At 44.0% G+C, this 18,514-nt stretch carries 20 protein-coding genes; 1 reads left to right on the forward strand and 19 read right to left on the reverse strand.

The features are described 5' to 3' along the window. Positions 1 to 2: 2 nt before the first annotated feature. The 13 genes from AWB54_RS01480 to AWB54_RS15150 all read right to left on the reverse strand — a co-directional run bounded on the left by AWB54_RS01480 (position 3) and on the right by AWB54_RS15150 (position 10,289). On the reverse strand, positions 3 to 710 hold the full coding sequence (locus AWB54_RS01480; RefSeq protein WP_061212870.1) for a GntR family transcriptional regulator: 708 nt from the start codon (positions 708 to 710) through the stop codon (positions 3 to 5). 195 nt (positions 711 to 905) lie between these two features. Beyond that, a complete protein-coding gene (gene ispE, locus AWB54_RS01485; RefSeq protein ID WP_061212871.1) occupies positions 906 to 1,781 on the reverse strand; it encodes a 4-(cytidine 5'-diphospho)-2-C-methyl-D-erythritol kinase in 876 nt (291 codons plus the stop codon). Between the two features lie 179 nt (positions 1,782 to 1,960). Next, positions 1,961 to 2,527, reverse strand: a complete 567-nt coding sequence (spoIIR, locus tag AWB54_RS01490) for a stage II sporulation protein R (protein WP_061212872.1) — start codon at positions 2,525 to 2,527, stop codon at positions 1,961 to 1,963. Between the two features lie 537 nt (positions 2,528 to 3,064). Continuing rightward, positions 3,065 to 3,226 (reverse strand): ribbon-helix-helix domain-containing protein, encoded by a 162-nt coding sequence (locus AWB54_RS15145; RefSeq protein ID WP_081424733.1) that lies wholly within the window; start codon positions 3,224 to 3,226, stop codon positions 3,065 to 3,067. Between the two features lie 90 nt (positions 3,227 to 3,316). Further along, positions 3,317 to 4,177, reverse strand: coding sequence for a patatin-like phospholipase family protein (locus tag AWB54_RS01495; RefSeq protein WP_061212873.1), 861 nt, complete (start codon positions 4,175 to 4,177; stop codon positions 3,317 to 3,319). Between the two features lie 390 nt (positions 4,178 to 4,567). Then, positions 4,568 to 4,786 (reverse strand): hypothetical protein, encoded by a 219-nt coding sequence (locus AWB54_RS01500; RefSeq protein ID WP_061212874.1) that lies wholly within the window; start codon positions 4,784 to 4,786, stop codon positions 4,568 to 4,570. Positions 4,787 to 4,861: 75 nt separating this feature from the next. Continuing rightward, entirely contained in the window at positions 4,862 to 5,428 is a 567-nt protein-coding gene (locus AWB54_RS01505; protein WP_061212875.1) for a hypothetical protein, read from the reverse strand. Positions 5,429 to 5,539: 111 nt separating this feature from the next. Beyond that, positions 5,540 to 6,325 (reverse strand): glycosyltransferase, encoded by a 786-nt coding sequence (locus AWB54_RS01510; RefSeq protein WP_061212876.1) that lies wholly within the window; start codon positions 6,323 to 6,325, stop codon positions 5,540 to 5,542. After that, the gene (locus AWB54_RS01515; protein ID WP_061212877.1) at positions 6,318 to 7,649 is read right to left on the reverse strand and encodes a glycosyltransferase; all 1,332 of its coding nucleotides are present in this window, start codon (positions 7,647 to 7,649) and stop codon (positions 6,318 to 6,320) included. The genes AWB54_RS01510 and AWB54_RS01515 overlap by 8 nt, the downstream gene beginning before the upstream one ends. Positions 7,650 to 7,717: 68 nt before the next feature. After that, entirely contained in the window at positions 7,718 to 8,020 is a 303-nt protein-coding gene (locus tag AWB54_RS01520; RefSeq protein WP_061212878.1) for an Rcat domain-containing protein, read from the reverse strand. Between the two features lie 203 nt (positions 8,021 to 8,223). Further along, a complete protein-coding gene (locus AWB54_RS01525; RefSeq protein ID WP_061212879.1) occupies positions 8,224 to 9,057 on the reverse strand; it encodes a hypothetical protein in 834 nt (277 codons plus the stop codon). Positions 9,058 to 9,343: 286 nt separating this feature from the next. Beyond that, complete coding sequence (locus AWB54_RS01530; RefSeq protein WP_061212880.1) at positions 9,344 to 9,622, reverse strand: Veg family protein; 279 nt, start codon at positions 9,620 to 9,622, stop codon at positions 9,344 to 9,346. A 139-nt stretch (positions 9,623 to 9,761) separates the two neighbouring features. Continuing rightward, positions 9,762 to 10,289: a helix-turn-helix domain-containing protein gene (locus AWB54_RS15150; protein ID WP_082735948.1), complete on the reverse strand. Its 528-nt coding sequence runs from the start codon at positions 10,287 to 10,289 to the stop codon at positions 9,762 to 9,764. Between the two features lie 425 nt (positions 10,290 to 10,714). On the opposite strand from AWB54_RS15150, the gene AWB54_RS01545 reads away from it, so the two are divergent. After that, on the forward strand, positions 10,715 to 11,620 hold the full coding sequence (locus AWB54_RS01545; protein WP_061212883.1) for a GGDEF domain-containing response regulator: 906 nt from the start codon (positions 10,715 to 10,717) through the stop codon (positions 11,618 to 11,620). A gap of 334 nt (positions 11,621 to 11,954) precedes the next feature. On the opposite strand, the gene AWB54_RS01550 is transcribed toward AWB54_RS01545, so the two are convergent. From AWB54_RS01550 to metG, 6 genes are all read right to left on the reverse strand, one after another. After that, positions 11,955 to 12,428 (reverse strand): ribonuclease H-like YkuK family protein, encoded by a 474-nt coding sequence (locus AWB54_RS01550; RefSeq protein WP_061212884.1) that lies wholly within the window; start codon positions 12,426 to 12,428, stop codon positions 11,955 to 11,957. Then, entirely contained in the window at positions 12,418 to 13,302 is an 885-nt protein-coding gene (gene rsmA / locus AWB54_RS01555; protein ID WP_061212885.1) for a 16S rRNA (adenine(1518)-N(6)/adenine(1519)-N(6))-dimethyltransferase RsmA, read from the reverse strand. Before rsmA ends, AWB54_RS01550 begins: the two co-directional genes overlap by 11 nt. Positions 13,303 to 13,517: 215 nt before the next feature. Next, positions 13,518 to 14,132 carry a YhcN/YlaJ family sporulation lipoprotein gene (locus tag AWB54_RS01560; RefSeq protein WP_061212886.1) on the reverse strand — a complete coding sequence of 205 codons (615 nt, stop codon included), beginning with the start codon at positions 14,130 to 14,132 and terminating at the stop codon, positions 13,518 to 13,520. Between the two features lie 166 nt (positions 14,133 to 14,298). Beyond that, positions 14,299 to 15,261 (reverse strand): 3D domain-containing protein, encoded by a 963-nt coding sequence (locus tag AWB54_RS01565; RefSeq protein ID WP_061212887.1) that lies wholly within the window; start codon positions 15,259 to 15,261, stop codon positions 14,299 to 14,301. Between the two features lie 290 nt (positions 15,262 to 15,551). Beyond that, on the reverse strand, positions 15,552 to 16,322 hold the full coding sequence (locus AWB54_RS01570) for a TatD family hydrolase (protein WP_061212888.1): 771 nt from the start codon (positions 16,320 to 16,322) through the stop codon (positions 15,552 to 15,554). Beyond that, positions 16,323 to 18,260, reverse strand: a complete 1,938-nt coding sequence (gene metG, locus AWB54_RS01575; protein WP_174520049.1) for a methionine--tRNA ligase — start codon at positions 18,258 to 18,260, stop codon at positions 16,323 to 16,325. Positions 18,261 to 18,514 lie beyond the last annotated feature (254 nt).

Genomic DNA, 18,514 nt, shown 5'->3' on the forward strand with positions numbered 1-18,514 from the left:
AATTAAGCCCAGGGCAAGCCATTTTTTTTAATACTATCGATCATGCTCTGTTCGGCATTTTCAATGTGTTCCTGGGCTAATTGCCTTGATAGCTGAACATCCCGGGATTGGATGGCTTCCACTATATCTCGGTGCTCTTGCATGGATTGCTGCATCCGACCGGGATAGGACAGTGATGTGCTTCTAAACCTTTGTATCTGTTCTCGTAAGTTGTTGATTATGGCGAATAGTCTCTGGTTGCGGCTGGCCCGATAGATGGCCTCATGGAACTTGGTATCCACTTCCACCAGTTTATCCATATCATTACTGCTGATAGCCTCAACCTTTTCCACCAGCAGCCTTTCCATTTCCTCTAACTCCTCATCAGTTATCCTTTCCGCAGCCAACCCGGCAGCCAGGGCCTCCAAAGCCGCCCTAATCTCAAAAACATCGGCAACATCCTTAAGCGATATATCCGCTACATAGGCTCCCTTACGGGGAACCATAACGATAAAACCCTCCAGTTCCAGCTTGCGCAAAGCCTCCCGAATAGGAGTTCGTGATACTCCCAACTCTTCCGCCAACTGGATTTCCATCAACCTTTCCCGGGGTTTCAATACTCCATTCTTAATAGCTTCCCTGATGGCCTCGAGTACCAGTTCCCGTAAAGGCTTGTAGGAGTCAAGATCCACCGGTGATAAGCGTTTTTCCCCTGTATTAATAAAAATCACCTCTTTCCCAAGCTTGCCGACTAAGGGGTGTCAAGGGGACGGTCCTTTTGTCACCGCAACCCCTACACCTTACCCCTTCTTTTTCTTACTAACCCCCCATGGCCCAAGAACCACAACCACCGATGAAAAGTAAGTTAGTAGGGGCTAGCATAGTAAGATGTAGCAGAATATATTGAACTCCTCACCCCTTACTCCTTACTCCTCACTTTTCGTACTAACATAGGATGAAAGCAAAAACACCTCCTGATAACGGGTCCGAAATTGTTCCCGGGCCTTTAAGGCCTGTTCCTCCTCCATAAATATCCCCATAACGCTGGGTCCGCTGCCGGACATCAAGGCATTTAATGCCCCTGTTCTTATCAACTCTGCTTTTATGGCCGCGATTTCCGGATATTTCCTTATACTCACTGTTTCCAAGACATTCCTCATGTTCCCGGCTATATTAATAATATCATAAGCCTCCCAGGCAGCAAGAAAGGCGACATTATCAGGGAATTCTTCCACTTGAGTCAAATCCAATTCACGGTAAACTTCAGCCGTAGAAAGCTGAAAATGGGGTTTAACCAGGATTATATAAGGTATCATTCGCTGGGGCAAGTTGCTCAATATTTCACCCCGTCCCCGGGCTAACTTGCTGCCGCCCGCCAAACAAAAGGCTACATCAGAGCCTATCCTGGCTGCCATTTCCAGCAGTTCCTCTTCTTCCAAGCCCAGGTCGCAGAGCTGGTTTATCCCCTGTATAACAGCAGCAGCATCAGTACTTCCCCCGGCCAGTCCTGCGCCTACCGGTATATTCTTTTCTATATAGATCTCAACTCCCTCTTTATGGGCATATTCCCCCAGGATCATTTCCGCTGCCTGGTAAGCCAGGTTTTCCTCGTTAGTCGGAATCAAGCTGCTGTTGCTCTTAATCTGGATACCGCCTGTGCCCTGGGAGATTCTTATTATATCAAGCAGATTCACCTGGTGCATCACCGTCTCTAATTCATGATAACCATCACTTCTTTTTCCTTTAACATCCAGGGTTAGATTGACCTTGGCTGGAGCCTTTAAAATTATATTTTTTCTCATAGACATAGCCATTCCTTTCGTTAATAGGCCGAAAATAGATTAAAATAATGATTTAACTCTTCCAAGAATTAATCGCCATTTTTTACCAGATGCCTGTAAGTAGTCTATCACAAAATTATATATGCTGCAAAAATAAAAGGGAACGGAAAAATTCCGCTCCCAAAGGGGGAAAGGATAGTTTAATGGTTGGATGTACGAAATATTGCTCCTTTTGGGATTAGTTCCAGGCATTTGAAGCTTACTTTGGCTTCCTCCGGGCTATGCAGGCTTAGGCCCTGTTCAGAGGAAGAGACCATACAGAGGGGCGGGAACAAGACGCACCACCAGTTTTTTCCTTCGCCACCGCCTATGGTGACTCGCACTGCCTGGTATTCTCCCTGGGGCAAAACCAGGTTGCCATATGATTTGGTGGGGAATTGGTACTCACCCAAGGATACTTGTACCGGATAATTATAGCCATTGGCTTGTACCACCGCTTCAGCAGTTCTTTTTATTTCAGCTATATCCTCCAGAGCAGCCTGGCGAGCCTGTTCCATATTATCCATTCCGGCAAATTCCTTTTTCATCATCTCTACTACGGCGTCTTTTACCTGTATTTTGAGGGCCTGGTCAGCCAGGCTGTCACTGTTGGCTATTACATGCAACCTCAGAACACTTTTGTTGAGGGGCTTTTCTTGCAAGCAAAGACTGCTCCCCAGAAGGATTAAAATAGCAATCATTATGATTCCTAAATATTTTCTAGGCATAAAAAATACTCTCCTTTCTCAGTAAAAGTCTTTCCTAAACTTTTATTTTTTAAACCTGATAATTATGATTCTACTGCAAAAAGTTATTAATATTTATTGGCTTGTATAAATATACCGCTCGCAGTCTTCGCATGGGCAACACCTGCGGCTTGTCTCGCGGCTCAAGGGGTACACGCTAACCTCCCATCCATGGTCGTATAGCGCTCTCGCGACGTCCTGTCGCTCGCCCCCTTTCGCCTGCTCGCCTTCGCCGGGCGTTGCAACCATGCTTCGCCAACGCTCGCTTTGTATATTTATGCAACCCTTATGCAACAAAAGGGGTTTTCGCAGTGGAGTCAATTACAGATAAGAAAAAAGAAGAGTGCAAATAATGCCTGTATATTATGCTTGATCCTTGCTTTTCTACCATTACAAGCATTTATCGTCATTAGCTTTTAAACCTTGCCAGCCTTCCCTAATACCAGGCAGCATAATAATCAGGAAGGCTGCCAGTATAGGCCGGCAGCCTTCTTCAGGGCTTTTCTATGGGTAGTTTTCCTATTCGCTTTTATTCCCTTCCTGTCTGGCCAAGTACTCACGGATTATCATTCTAACCAGGGCACTGCGCGATATCTGGTTCTTTCTGGCCAGTTCTTTTATAAGATCCACCTGATTTTTTGTCAGGTAGAAGGTGGCATGTTCAAATTTATCCGTTGCCATTTTAACCTCCTCCCCGCCTCCAACCGCAATTAGGCCAAATCCTTGCTTTGTGGATATTATATGTAAATAACTGTGCTTCTGTTACTCAGATCAATCTTCTAATCCTCTTTTTATTTCATCGATTTTGGCTTTTGCGGCTCGCCTTCCCGCCCGGATAATTCTTTCCGCCTGCTCGATATCATCCAGGCGAACTGCTTTTACCCGGGGGTGAATAACCAGATCGGCAAAAAGCGCCTCGGCGGTGGCGGAGGTTTCATAGCTCATAATATTTAAACTGCGGGATACGATTTGGGTGATCCCGGTGACTTTTTCCGCATAACTCTCCCGCCCTAGATTGACGGAAAGAATATAGCCGACGCCCATAACTTTTTGTACTTCTACCGGAACCATTTCTTTTACTCCCCCATCAACCATCTGCATTCCTCTGAACTGCAGCGGAACGAAGGTGGCGGGAATAGAAGTACTGGCGCGTACTGCTTCGCTTAAGAGGGCTTCTTTAATTACTAGCCTGGGGCCGGTGACCTCCATGTTTTGATTGGTAAATATAATTTCCTGACCGGAGTCAATATCACAGGCGATAATACTTAGGGGAATTCGGCTTTCCGCCAGGGTCTTCCCCCGGGTCCATTTATAAAGCAGTTTTTCCAGCTTATCTCCTTTGACAAGGCCATCCAGTCTGGTCTTTACCCCAGGAAGCAATAAAGCCCAGAAAAATTTGGTTAAGGCGACGATATCATAGTCAATATAATCCTTGACTTCGAGCTGCATCGCAAGCTCCTGCATCCGCCAGGGCGAGAGTCCGCTGGCATAAAGGGCCGCAACTATACTTCCGGCACTGGTTCCCGATATGGCGGAAATAGGGATGCTGTTTTCTTCCAGCACCTGCAGAACTCCAATATGCGCCAACCCTTTTAGCCCGCCGCCTCCGAGGGCCAGACCCAGGCTTTTCATGTTAACCTCCATCTCGCGCCGCATGCGGCGATACAAATAGTAATGAAAAAGTATTTTTCATGCTACCACCCATGGCCGAGGGCCATAAGCACCCATGAAAATGCTGGGGTTAAGTTATTAGAGTATTCAACATAAACCATAGAAATCAGCGTCCTTCCGTATCAAAAACTATTTCTTACTAGCCCCTCGACCGCAACCCTAATAGTTATACCCGCAGGGCGGAACACCAGGAGTACCCGGCAGGGTGAAGGCTACAAGCACCAATGAAAAATGCGTTAGTAGCTGCTTGAATAGTAAGATAGAATAGGAAATAACCCCCACCCCCTTCTGATGTCTGACGTCCGACGACTGACGACTAATATGGAGCAACTGCTCCTTTGGGGCTTATATTCAGCGATTACATTTGCGCACCATATAGCGGGATACTCTCTGTATGCTGTCTTTATTGTTCTGTCCAAGTTCCTGCCAAAAACCCCGGTACTCCTCAACTACGCTTTCTTGCTGATAATTATTAATTTTTTTATCCAAATCCTTTTGGATAGACAGTATTTCTTCCAATTGTTTTCTCATCAGGTTTTTATCCTGGCGGTTGATTTTTAAGCTGCTCAAAATATCCCCCCGCTACTTTAAGAAAGGTAAATGCCCGGCTAATGAGCCGAGCATTTTCTGGTTTTAGCCTTGAGCTTAATAATCTACATCCGGATCCAACTCTCCGTATACCACTACATCATGGAATTTGCCCAGTTTGTCGATGATATCCACGTATACTTTAAGCCCTATACAGGTTCCCTTGATGGGCGTGGTCAATTTACAAGGATTACTGCTGTCCTCGCAGTTGCCTTTAATTTCGAAATCAAAACTCCAGTTCTTTAGAATGATTTCCGACTGTTCAATTTCGATGCGGAATTCTTCAGAGGTTAGGGGTGGATCAAATTCGTCCAGTTCTATGGATTGTTCATAGCGGTCAGTTACGGTAATAATCTGGTACTCACCTTCCACTAACACAAAAAGGATTACTTCGTAGTCGATGAAGATTTTTACTTTGTTGAAACACAGATCCTCGTGCGCCTTGATAACTTTAACCTTAATGTCTTCCACACAGGATACTTTTCCGCCCACTTGCTCATCAGGTACACAAAAGACCGTGTCCAGTACTTTAACTTGTTTTTCGATGTATTTGGCTTTAATAACCTTGGCCCAGAGATCCAGCATACAACCTTCAGGAAATTCACATTTTAACAATCTAGACACTTTACTTTCCCTCCTTTATCTAGTATTCGCCTGCTTGAAACAGGTTCTGAAATTTGTTCTGTCAAATTTCTAGGATATATTATGAAAGGAGGTAACAAAATGTGATTATCCTTACGGTATTTTTGTCTTTTTTGACGATAGTAAAGTCGTATCTTCCCTCATCAAATGGATACATTCTATACGGCCATCACAAAAAATGCCTATCCCCTTTTCCTGTGCCTGGCGACAAAAGCCGATATCCTCAGCCCCGTCATCTGAGGAGTATCTTATTCCCAGCGATGCAATAACCTTTCTCTTAATCAGGTAGGCTGCCCCGGTACAATCAACTGGAAAAACCCGGTCCCGGGGGAAATCCCGGCAATGCACCAGGTTGCCGGCAGCATCCTTGACCAGTATATTATAAATCGAATTATCCCCCACTTCCTCCCCGTTGCAGACCAGAGCGGACACAATATCGCAATCATCCTGCAGCAAGAGGGATAAACTATCAACTGGCACCAGAATATCACTATCCACAGAAAATAAGTAAGCCGCATCAGACTCCAGAAATGCTTCCAGCAGACGGTTCCTCAGTCGTGCCAACTGGGAAAAGTTATATTGACCTCGCAGGTGCCCATACTTCTGACCCAGGTCATAGTAGATTAATCGTACCCGCCCGTTTTCTCTGCGGGCAAAATCTTCCAAAATTTGCGGAGTCTCATCTATACAATCGTTTATTATAAAGCAGAATTCGAGCCGGGACTCGGGGTATGCCAATCGTTTTATGGAAGTCAGGTAATAGCCTAAAGACCAGGCCCGATTGCGAACCGGACAGCCTATCATTATTTTTTCAGCCATATCAATCATAGTTGAGGACTCGTCCCCTTTCGCCTGCTCGCCTCGCCGGGTATCAGCCATAGTAGAGCCCCAGTTCCTTCTGATGGCGCTGGGTGTAATAACGAAAGCCGCTTTTTTGCACTACTGCAATATCTCCTGCCGGGAAAGCGGAATCAGCTCTACTCCAAACATTTCGGACTCTATCCCTGTCCCGGGATTCTTTGCCGGGATAAATAGAATAACGGAAGCCGGAACCCGGTGATACCAGCACTTGCTGAAAAGGGCTGAGACTAGCACGGAAAGGTTCATTAAAGTCAGTATAAGCACTGTCCGGTAGCAGAGTATCCATTATGCCATCTACCCGGTATTCCGTTTTTTTAATGCCTTTTTCCGCCAGTGTGTTTTCAATTATATCGATTATTTCTACCGCTCTAGCCGACCAGGAATTCTGCCGGGCCAGTTCCATTCTTTGTTTTTGCCGGAAGGGATTATCGGTAACGAGGGCCTTTCCGATATTTTCAATAAACTCTTCTTCGTTTTCCGAATAGTAAATTAGTTCCTGGAATTTGTAAACTTCAGGAAGAGCTGTAGCCACAACGGGCATTCCGACAGCCATGTACTCCCACATTTTTATGGGGTTTACCGATTCCGTCATACTGGAGAGCTTAAAGGGTATTAATCCAACATCAAAGGCCTGGGCATAGGCGGGAAGGTCTTTATAGTCTTTAAAGCCTAACCAGTGCAGATTAGGGCGCTGTGGCAGTTCAGACACATTATACAAAGGCCCCAGCATAACAAAATTAAAATGCGGGAGCCTGGCAGCTACCCTATCCAACAGTTCCAAATCAACCCAGGTGGCAATAGCTCCGATATAGCCAATTACCGGGCTATTGATGCCTCGCATATCAGCCGGAATCGGCAAATGAGTGCTGGGGGAAAAATGTTCATAATCACAAGCATTGGGCACCAAAACGCTACGGGGGTTGATGCTTTTGGCCATCTTATACAGCTTATCGGAGGTGGTAATTACGATATCCGCCGTAGCTACTGCCCGGTGATAATAAGGTCTCCATCCGGCAAATTCATCACTGGGTTCGTCAACACTATCAAATACTACTAGCGATGGCCGATATTTTTTTATCATATCTACATGGGCCGTAGCACTGTAATATACTACGGGGCGAATATCTCTTAAAAATTCAGTAGGCTCAACTCCATTAAATAAAAATAAATAGGGGTTGATGCGTTCTATGCCCCGGCGTTGATGCTCGTGGAGGTGGGGGTTATTAAGAAAGAAGCTTAATACCCCGAGCTCGGAAAAGTTCTTTATTAAATGCTGCGGTCGCTGAACCAGGTAGTGAAAATCGACCGTGGGCGGGTACAGGATACAGTTAATATTGGACAATTTTTATCCCCCTGTCTACGTCAATGTTTAAAAAAATAGCCAGGTCTCTACAGCCTGGCCATTGCTTTTTAGTTTCCCTGAATGGAGGAATCACGCCTAACTGGAGTCTTCAAGTGTTTTTTCTGATATTCTTTTAAACACCGAGCACACAATTCACTTCCACAATGATCGCAAGATTTCATTTCCTGCTTATTTACTCTTTCTTGGCAACGAGGGCAAATGTTCTTAGCTTTAAGCGAACTCTTTTTGGCGGTACTTATCATAAATTGGCCTTCGTCATCCCCAGCTGCCAATTGTGTTGCCTGGTATTTTTGGGTATTTACCTTTAAGATACCCAGGTTCTTTCCTTCCATTAATTTGCTTTCTCCCATTCATACACCCCTCTCGGCTTAAAACAATATATAATCCTCTCTAATAATATGAAAAATATACGCCAGGGGTGCATAAAAGGAACTCTATGACCGCCGCCTCCGGCAATCAGCTTATAACGAGGTGAATGTTGTAACTGCTCCGCGGTTTCTTCCGATGCTTAAAAAGAAATCGTAGTAAAACCTCGGCTTTATTTCAAGGGGAATCAAATACTATTCAGGAAAAGCCGTTTAACCCGGCTTCCCAGGCTATTGCCGCTAATTCTTTCATTTTCTTCGTTATTGGAGTAAATCTCCTCATATACGTTATCTTGATTATCCTCATAATAAAGCCTGGTCTCATAACGGCTCAAGCGCTGTTCTTTTTCCTGTATAGCCCGGCGCAGCTCTTCGATTAATAACTGATGCTGCTGGCTCTCCCGGCTTAATACTGCATTGCGGCTTTCGGCTTTCTTAATCCCCTTTTTGAGACTGGCTATATTTTTTTCGTAAAAACGGAGTTGGCGCCTTAGTTCCAGGTTTTTTTCCTCCATCCTGGCAGTCTCATCCTGTGCAGCACCCTCAACCCGTAAATCGCTGCTCTTTAACTCCGCTTCCTGTTCCAAAAGCCGGATTACCTGTTGGCGGATAGCCAACAATATGTAATCTATAAAAAGTATTACATGCAGCTGATTGCCGTCCAACCCCCCCTGCCAATTAATCTTTTTTATATCGCCAATAAAATCTATTCGAGGTTCTTTATCGAAATCCAAATTGCGGTCAAATTCCTGTAATAAAACCCGATCCCTCAAGTTTTCTTCCTTTTTTACCAGCTGCATCTTGCCATCCATATTTTCCAGCAAGCAAATAACTTCCAGTTTAAACAAGGTTTCCAACGCATTTCCTTGTTTTCTTACGATATATTCCCTTAACTTGACTCTTAAATCCTCCAGGCCCTGGAATCGTTCATCTAAATAGTATATCTGATGGTGGTCAAAGCTTCGGGGGGTACTTAGTTCAGCCATTACCACCGGCGACCATATAGAAAGTGCCTCACCCAACTACATCACCTTCTTTTCTTGCACTTTTAAGCATCGGAAGAAACTGCGGGGCAGTTATAACACAGCGCTGCAACGAGGTGGGAGGGATTAGAATCCGCCGCCTGTGTTAGCAAGAACCCGGCTACTTAGCAGGCATATTTCACCTCGTTATAAATTTATATTACCTGTCGGTCTGGTATATGATTCATCTGTAAAAAGAAGAGGTCGGAGAAAAAGTAAGGATTTTAGAAAAGAATCTATAGAGAAAAGAAAAACTGCATGAATTCATGCAGTGATGGTGGATGTTTTAATGGTTGGCAGCGGCAATTCTAATTTCTGAGTCTTCAGTATCATAAACAAACAATTCAACTGTTTCGGTTAGTACGTCGGCATAAGTATAGGAAACTCGCCTTTCTATTTTTCTTTCATCCAACTTAACCACAAATATATTGGGATAAATTGACTCTAATACGCCCTCTTTCTCTATGATACGGTTTCTTCCCCGGTTAGCCTTTAATCTAATCTTACTTCCAACAAAAGATTCCAGGTCTTTCTTAATATCTGATATCGCCCTGGGAGAATTCAATTTACCACCTTCTTTTATATATATCAATATAATTCTATAACAGAAGCGAAGGATTGTCAACATTGAAATAATTAGTATATATAAAAACTTTCGTTGTGTCAACCAGATATTATATTTTTCTTTAGGAAATAAAACGAGGTTAAGCAATGGATTCGCGGTTATGATTGTTTGCGCAACTATTTTTCACTTTTTCTTTCATATCTTCAGGAAAGGCCCTTTCAAACTGAACCAGCGCCCAGGATTTCAATTTTTCATCTCTTAATGACCACAAATCAACCAGAAAATCAATCATGGGTTCCAGAGAAGGATCATATGGTTTTTCTCCCAAGCGAGGACCCAGGAGGGTTCCCAGAACCTCCAGAGAGTCGTCATTCAACAGCTTCCTTAAAGCTTCCGCAAAGGCGCGTTCACCGATATGAAGGATTTGATTTTTAATGATTTCTTCATTTGAGAGAAACACATCCCCTTTACCAGTGGTTAACCACGTCTCAGTAGTATCAAAAAGTAAGCAGATATGTTTAATAAGAAGTTGAGACGCTTGTTTAGTACCATTCTCAACGTGAGATATGTGCTGTTGAGATACGCCTAATTGCGCTGCTAATGCTTCTTGCGTCATTTTGAGAGTTTTTCTGATATGGCGAATTCTACCTCCAATTAAATTGTGCAAAAAGTACACTCCCAAGAATTACATAAATGTTGACATTACTGCTATGACGTATTAAACTAGAGTTATTGGTAATTAATTTTAGGAAAACGAACACGGATTAGTTCTTGAAAGAAGATGCTCAAAATCGTTGTCCAGGCTGGTTTCCCGAAAAACCTCCTCGTTCGAATAATTCGAATAATATATATCCGTTCCCTGGCAGAAAAGCTTGGGATGGCTTCTTATTGGTTATTTGGCTCAATCTTAGCACACGTTATAATTGTAGGCAATGTAGACTATATGGTAATTTCTGAAGTTGACGCCGATATCCGGTTTTCAAACTATAGATTTCATCTGGCATGATAACTCAATGCAATCCATAATAAAGTATTAATTATTCCATAATTTTTAGGTGAATCTGAGCAATTATTATTGTGTGGTGGATATTCATGAATAAGGCCGTTAAGATACTGGTGATTGAGCACAATGCGGAAGATATATCATTTATTCAACGGGTTTTTTCACTTGATAAGGGAATTAAGTCCGAGCTAATTTTTGCAGAAAGAATTGCCCAGGCACTTGATTTATTGAAAAGCAATGATTTTGACCTGATTATGCTAAATCTAGCCTTACCCGATTTATCTGGAATTAGGATTTTTGAGGAAATCTTAGACAAATACACTGAGTTACCGGTAATAATTCTTAGCAACCCGGCCGATGAGGCAATAGCATTGGAAGCAGTACGTAAAGGAGCTCAGGACTATATAATAAAAAGTGAAACGGACTTTTACCCAATTAAGCGTATTATAAATTGCTCTATTGAACGAAACCGTTTGCGGATAAATATGGCCCAGTTGTCTATTACTGACGAACTGACCAAACTATATAACCGGCGCGGTTTTTTCATCATGACCCAACAACAGCTGGCGTTAGCTCGAAGACTATGTCAGCCTGTTGGATTCTTCTTTATTGACATTGACGGGATGAAAGACATAAACGATTTTTGGGGGCATCATCAGGGGGATCAAGCACTTATTGATGTTTCCAAAATATTAAGAGAGTCTTGTAGAGCCACTGATGTAATCGGGCGCATAGGTGGAGATGAATTCGCTATTTCTTTTATTAAAGAAATGAATTGTATTGAAAATATTGAAAATAGAATTAGAAATAAGATTGAATTGCATAATAAATCTCGTTTGCAAAAACATATGCTTTCTGTTAGTATTGGCTGTTATTGTATTAATGTGCAAGGTTGTGTTGATATACAAAGAGCGCTGGCAGAAGCAGATAAAATTATGTATTTGGAAAAAAACCGAAAAAAATGCTTATACCGAAGAATTTCTAATCAATCATAAAATATGACTCCATTGCAAAAATCCCTTTTGGGGCATATACAAAGCGAGCGTTGGTGAAGCATGGATGCAGTATCCTGCAGGGACTCCTGGTGTTCCATCCTTCGGATGTCACTATTAAGGTGGCCTCCCATGGACGAGAGATTAGCGTGGTACCTCCTTGAGCCGCGTTACCCATGCGAAGCGCCCTGCCGGGAACAACGCTCCCTGCGGTCGCTATTAAGGATGCACCCTGCGGGCACAACTGATGCTCCCTTCGGTCGCTTTTAGGGTTGCTAAGCGGTATATTTATACAAGCCAACGAGTATTAATAACTTTTTGCAGTAGAGTCAAAGTTTTATTTGGTATACCTATCCGCTACCGTACTGGCTGCACAGGCATCCGGCTTGATTTTGGCGGCAAAACCACTCCCTACTATCATTCCGGTAACTTCTTTTACCAATTCCTTGGTATCGCCCTGAATGCCAACATCGAGGTGTATTTCCACTTTCATGTCATCTTTGCCATGCTTTTTCAAGCACTGGCTCAAGCGATCAGCTAAATCCAGGCTAAGGGATGCTTCATAGAAAATACGCTGGCGCAGACTACTGCTCCGGCGATCCAGGATTTTATTATAATAATAGCGAGCGCCTTTGCCCATCCGGTGAATAATTATGGCACTGACATAACAGGTTCCCTGTGCGCCAGGATGAGAATCACTGCCCACAATTAATTTGTAAGACCGGGTAAGATCCTCAGCGATGTAGTTGAGTATATCAATTACTACCTCTTCTAAATCTAGTTTTCCTTTGCTGGGACTGTTAAATATCATTACCAAACCTCCTCATAACCAGAGTATCACTTATCCGGGCGAATTGCTCAATGGCGAGGTTTTCCGGCCTGCTTTTCGGGTCTATGCCTATGGAGTTTAAAATGCTATGGATCTCCGCTTTTTCTGCCGAAAACAAATCTACGCAAATATTTAAAATAGTTTTTCTCCGCTTCTGAAAAGATACCCGGAGTAGCTTCTTAAAGTTTGATTCATCTTTAACCTGCACTCGCTTTCCTTTTATAGGCCGGAGTTGAATAACGCTGGAATCTACTTCCGGGCGGGGATAAAAACAATTCCGGGAAACCGGCATCAGGTATTCTACCTCGGCATAATAGGCCGTAGTCAGAGTGAGTAATCCGTATTCCTTGCTGCCAGGGGATGCCAGTATGCGGCCGGCAACCTCTTTCTGCATCATCAGAGTAGCGCTTTCCATCTGCGGGCAAGTCTCCAGGAGTTTAAATATAATGGGGGTGGTTATATTATAAGGTATATTGGCGCATACCTTGTATCCGGAAATATCTTCCTCCCCAAAAGCCTTCCTCAATTCTTCCTCCAATTCGATTTGAAGTATATCGGCAAAGAGCAGATGGATATTATTTAGTCCCTGCAAGCTTTCAGCCAGCGCCTCCCGCAGCCCGAAATCAATCTCGATGGCCAGTACTCCCTTGCTTATGCCTGTTAATTCTCTGGTCAGTCCTCCCAGCCCGGGCCCTATTTCCACCAGCAATTTTTCACAGCCGGGATTGCATAAATGAGCTATCTTTCTAAGAATATTCCCATCCACCAGAAAATTCTGCCCCCATTTTTTGCGGGGGTGAATTCCATATTTATCCATGTAATAGCGTATGCCGGATAAAGAATCTATGCGTTTCATTGTACCTCAAGCCTATTAGGATGAAGAGTAAATATATTTTGCTGGTATAAATATACTCGGCTTTTGCCGTGAAATCAAATTTGTCCAATTTAGCCTATTATACATCCAGAGGATAAAAAATATCACTTTTTTCTTACAAAACAGCACAAAAGTAACCTTCCTATGTGTTCCCAAAAAATAACCCGAGAGTATCTTGCTCCCGGGTTAGATTTTAACTAATAAGTGGTTTTTTGCTGTCTTAAGCTGGAATCAATATTTTTTATGTCTTTTTCAAAAGTTTTAATCGGTTTGCCTTCGAGTATTCCGGCAGCTACATCCGTAATACGCTTGACCAAATTAGGATCAGTCGTCACCAATACCTGGGATATGCGGCGGTCGCTCGCTTTAAGCTTGTTCATTACTTTGGATTTTATTTGGTTACTTTTATTCATGTCTTTATTGCCCGGATTCAGGGTCAAACCTACCATAACAATCATTCCTTTGGGCTCGCTTCGATTGATGCCTGCATCGCTGCCGATAGTATTATCGTTCAGGTTTTTGGCCGTAGCCCGGTTCATTTGGGCATTTGTTTTGGTATTTCCGGTAATGTTGTTGGCTATGCCAATATCAGCAACAACTACTGTAGCTTTTTGTACCCCTTTCACTTGTTCCGCCATTTTGGAAAGTTTACTGGCCAGGACTCTTCTTTCACTGGGGGTCATTTGGCTAGTCTGCGTTGGTTTTTTGGCGGAAGGAGCCATGGGCTTCTTAGCGGTCGTCTTTTGGCAACCACTGGCCAACAGCATAAACATTAAACTGAAACATAGCAAATAAAGCAGTTTTCTCTTCATTTATTTTCACCTCCTTTTTCTATTCCTCTTATAGGTTTCTGTACTTTTTAACTTTTAAATCATGGAAAAAATAGACAAAAAAATATCCGCCCTAAAAACTTAAGGCGGGTATTTTAATGCTTATTTTCCCCTTATTCCTTTATCGAGGAGACGATTCTGGGGATGCTTATTCGAGTATATAGACTTTTACGGTTCGATTCCCCCAGTTTAAGCATTGTGATCGTTCTTCCATAAAGAGATCCAGGCGGTTTCCTTTGATGGCTCCTCCGGTATCAGCGGCCTCAGCATAACCATAACCCTCAATATAGAGCTTGCTTCCCATTGGAACAACACTGGGATCAACCGCTACCAAACCCACCGCCGGTTGTCTTCCCGTAGCGGTATTGCGACCGGTGTAGGTATAAGCAGAGGCATTCATATATTTTGCTTCCCGGAAATCCAAGCGTTGCCCAGCTCTGGAGACACTGGTGATAGTCCCCAGGGCCACCAGTTTATTTACTGGTTCAAGTAATGTTTTGCTGCCAATTACTTCACGTTTGGCTTCTTTACCGTTATGGTAAGTAACCTTAAAGGTGTTTAGAGCTACCCCATTCTTCCCCTGTTTGATGGTCCTGCTCAATCCTCTCTCCAGGGTGTTGTCGCTGGTTCTTTCCACCTGGAAAGCAATAGGCTCTTTTACTTCCTGTTCTTCCTGAGTGACGCGGATAATCTCAATCTCCTGGTTTGGGATGGTTAGGGAGGTGGCAGTGGTTTTAATAATATCCTGCTCTCCCAGCTGGAATCCGGCTAATTTGATAGCCTCCTTAATTGAAACCGGTATGCTTAAAACTTCCCGGCTGCAACCATCGGCTACAACTTTCACTTTAAAAGCCCTGACTACAGTGATCTTCATCTTTTTCTTTACCGGAGCATTTAATGAAGGTTCAACTTTGTCTTTTTCATTAAGCGTTATGTGGTTTTTATCCAGAACCTCCCTTACGGTTCCAGAAAAGAAAACACTGCTTTTTATTAGCTTGCCATCAACCTCAATACTTACTGGTTTTTGCAGGGCAAAGAACAGGCTTACCAGCAGAACCAGGCCCAATACAGCGGCCAGGTAAGCTCGTTGCTTAGACCACACAATACCCATTTCATTCCTCCTTCTCCTTTTGTCCCAGACATAAAGCCTGAGATACAACTACATTCTAAGCAAAATTAACCCCGGAAGTCAAACATTATTTCCATTTTGTGGGTTGTTTGCCTTTTTATGTAGTAGCTGCGGCCAACCTTTTTTTAATTCTTATCCCTTTACATCCATTTTATTCTTAGAAGGGAAAAAAGATTGCTGAAAAAGGATATTTGCCCATTAAGGAGTTTGTCGAAATAGGTAAAGCCCTGCGGGTGTCACTATTTAGGTTGGGGCCCTTTCCTGCAATAGAATCAATCTTTGATACGGTAGATTCTCCTGGCATTCTGGCTGGTAATATAGGCGATTTCTTCTTCGGTTTTGTGGCGCAATTCTGCCAGTTTCCTGGCCGTATGTACTACTAATGCCGGCTCATTTCTTTTTCCCCGGAAGGGTTCCGGGGTCAAGTAGGGACAGTCCGTTTCTATTAAAATCCGCTCCAGCGCTACTCGGGCCGCCACCTCCTGGGTCTTTTTCGCATTCTTAAAAGTGAGGGGGCCGGCAAATGAGATATAAAAACCCTCTTTCATCAGTTCCACCGCCAGAGGCAGGTGTCCAGAATAGCAGTGCATAATACCTTCATTTTTCCCAGCCTTTTCCTTCTTTATGATATCCAAAACCTCCTGGTGAGCATCACGGTCATGAATAACCAGCGGTTTATAGAGCTCATGGGCCAGTTTTATCTGTTCTTTAAAGGCTTTCCTCTGTTCTTCGGGGGAGGAAAGGTTGCGGTAATAATCCAGGCCGGTTTCTCCAATAGCCACCACCCGGGGGTCACGGGCCAAGTCGTATAGTTGGGCCAATACCTCAGTGCTCAGGGTTTTGGCATCATGGGGATGTACTCCTACCACCGCATAAACCTCGGGAAACTGGCGGGCCAGCTGCACTGCTTCCGCAGAAGTCTCGTAATCATAGCCGATACATATTATTTTCTCCAGCCCGGCCGCTTCAGCCCGTTCCAAAATTTCCTTCCGGTCCCGGTTAAAGGCGGGATCCTGCAAATGGGCATGGGTGTCTATCAACATCTACTTCACCCGGCTTCCGGAAGGTACATCCTGATCCACCAGCAAAACTTCCACCTTATCTCCACCAGCGGCCAGTATCATACCCTGAGATAATACCCCTCTTAGTTTTACGGGTTTTAAGTTGGCTACCAGCACCACTTTCTTACCCAGCAATTCCTCCGGGGAATAATATTGTGCAATACCTGAAACCACCGTGCGTTCTTCCTCTCCCACTCGCAAGCGTAAAACCAGTAATTTATCAGCCTTCTTCATTTTTTCGCAGGCGATAACTTCAGCTACCCGCAGATCAATCCGGGCAAATTCCTCAATATCAACCAATTCCGGAACAGCGGGCTGACTCTTCTCCACTTTTTTCTTCCCGGGTGATTCCACCGGCTGTTGCTCTCCAGATTCCAGGGATTTTAAATCAATCCGCGGAAACAGGGGCTCGCCCCGGCTAACCTTGCTGCCGGCTTTACAGCGACCCCATTCCGCCGCTTCATCCCAGCTCGGGTTTTGGCTCAGGTCAAATATCTCCATTTGCCGGTTGGCTCTGGACAGCAGTGTCGGCATGCTTGGCGCCAGGAGTATCAGGGCGATACGGATGCTCTCCGCCAGGTTATACATCACGCTGGTCAGGCGCTCTTTTTTCGCTTCCTCTTTAGCCAGAAGCCAGGGCGCAGTTTCATCAATATATTTATTAGCCCGTGATACCAGCTTGCGAGTAGCTACTATATATGAAGCGAAATCCAGCTTGTCCAGTTTCTCCGTTGCTTCCCGGTACGCCTCCCGGGCTGCGTTTATTAAATCCTCATCCAGGGCTTCCGCTACACCCGGGGCGGGTATAACCCCATCAAAATATCTCTCTATCATGGCTATAGTGCGGCTGATAAGATTACCCAGGTCATTGGCCAGATCAGAATTTATGCGATTTACCAGCATTTCTTCCGAATAATAGCCATCCTGGCCAAAACTCAGTTCCCTGACCAAGTAGTATCTTACCGCATCAACCCCGTATTTCTTAACCAAAACTACCGGATCAACCACATTTCCCTTGGATTTGGACATCTTCCCGCCTTCCAGCATTATCCAACCGTGGGCACAGACCTTTTTAGGCAAAGGTAAATCCAGAGCCATCAACATTATGGGCCAAATAATCGCATGAAAGCGAATTATGTCTTTGGCCATCAAGTGTACATCCGCCGGCCAATACTGCTTAAACTTTTCTTCATCATCCATATAACCTATAGCCGTCAGGTAGTTTATTAAAGCATCAAACCAGACATACACCACATGCTTTTGGTTAAAGGGCACCGGTACCCCCCACTGGAAGGTGGTCCGGGATACGCACAGATCTTCCAGGCCCATTTTTATGAAGTTGACAACTTCATTACGGCGGGATTCGGGCTGAATAAATTCCGGATGAGTTTCAATATGCTCCAGCAGGCGATCAGCATATTTAGCCATATTGAAAAAATAGCTTTCTTCCTTCAATAGCTCCACTTCACGGCCACAATCAGGGCAATTCCCTTCGGCCAGCTGTCTTTCCGTGAAAAATGTCTCACAGGGGGTGCAATACCAGCCCTCATACTGGGAAATAAAAATATCTCCCTGCTCATAGACCTTGTTGAATATTTTTTGTACTAGCTGCTCATGCCGGGCTTCGGTGGTGCGTATAAAATCTGTATGGGTAATCAGCATGGTTTCCCAGAGCTGGCGGATGCTTTCTACGATACCATCCACATACTTGATGGGTTCCATACCTTTCTCCCGGGCCGCTTTTTCAATCTTTTGCCCGTGTTCATCGGTACCAGTCAAGTAGAAAACATCATAACCCTGCATTCGTTTGAAACGGGCCATGCAATCAGCGGCCACGGTGGTATAGGCATGCCCAATATGTAAATTATCGCTGGGGTAATAAATAGGAGTAGTAATGTAATAACTTTTCTTCCTCTGCACTTTCTTTCCTCCCAAAACAATGATTAGCTATAGTTTACCACAAAATTGCTCCCCTATCCCTAAGCTGTTAAGGGGATTATAAACCGTAATGATGTTTTCCTTAAGAGCAAAAATAAAGCATAGAATCTACTGCAAGAAGTTATTAATATTCATTGGCTTCTATAAAGAAGCTGCTCAGCGGCCTTAAAAGCGACCGAAGGGTATGTAGGGAACGACCCCCGTGTCGTTCCGAATCAGGCGCAACAACCTTAATA

The organism is Syntrophomonas wolfei subsp. methylbutyratica, from assembly GCF_001570625.1.
GTDB classification, from domain to species: Bacteria; Bacillota; Syntrophomonadia; order Syntrophomonadales; family Syntrophomonadaceae; genus Syntrophomonas; species Syntrophomonas methylbutyratica.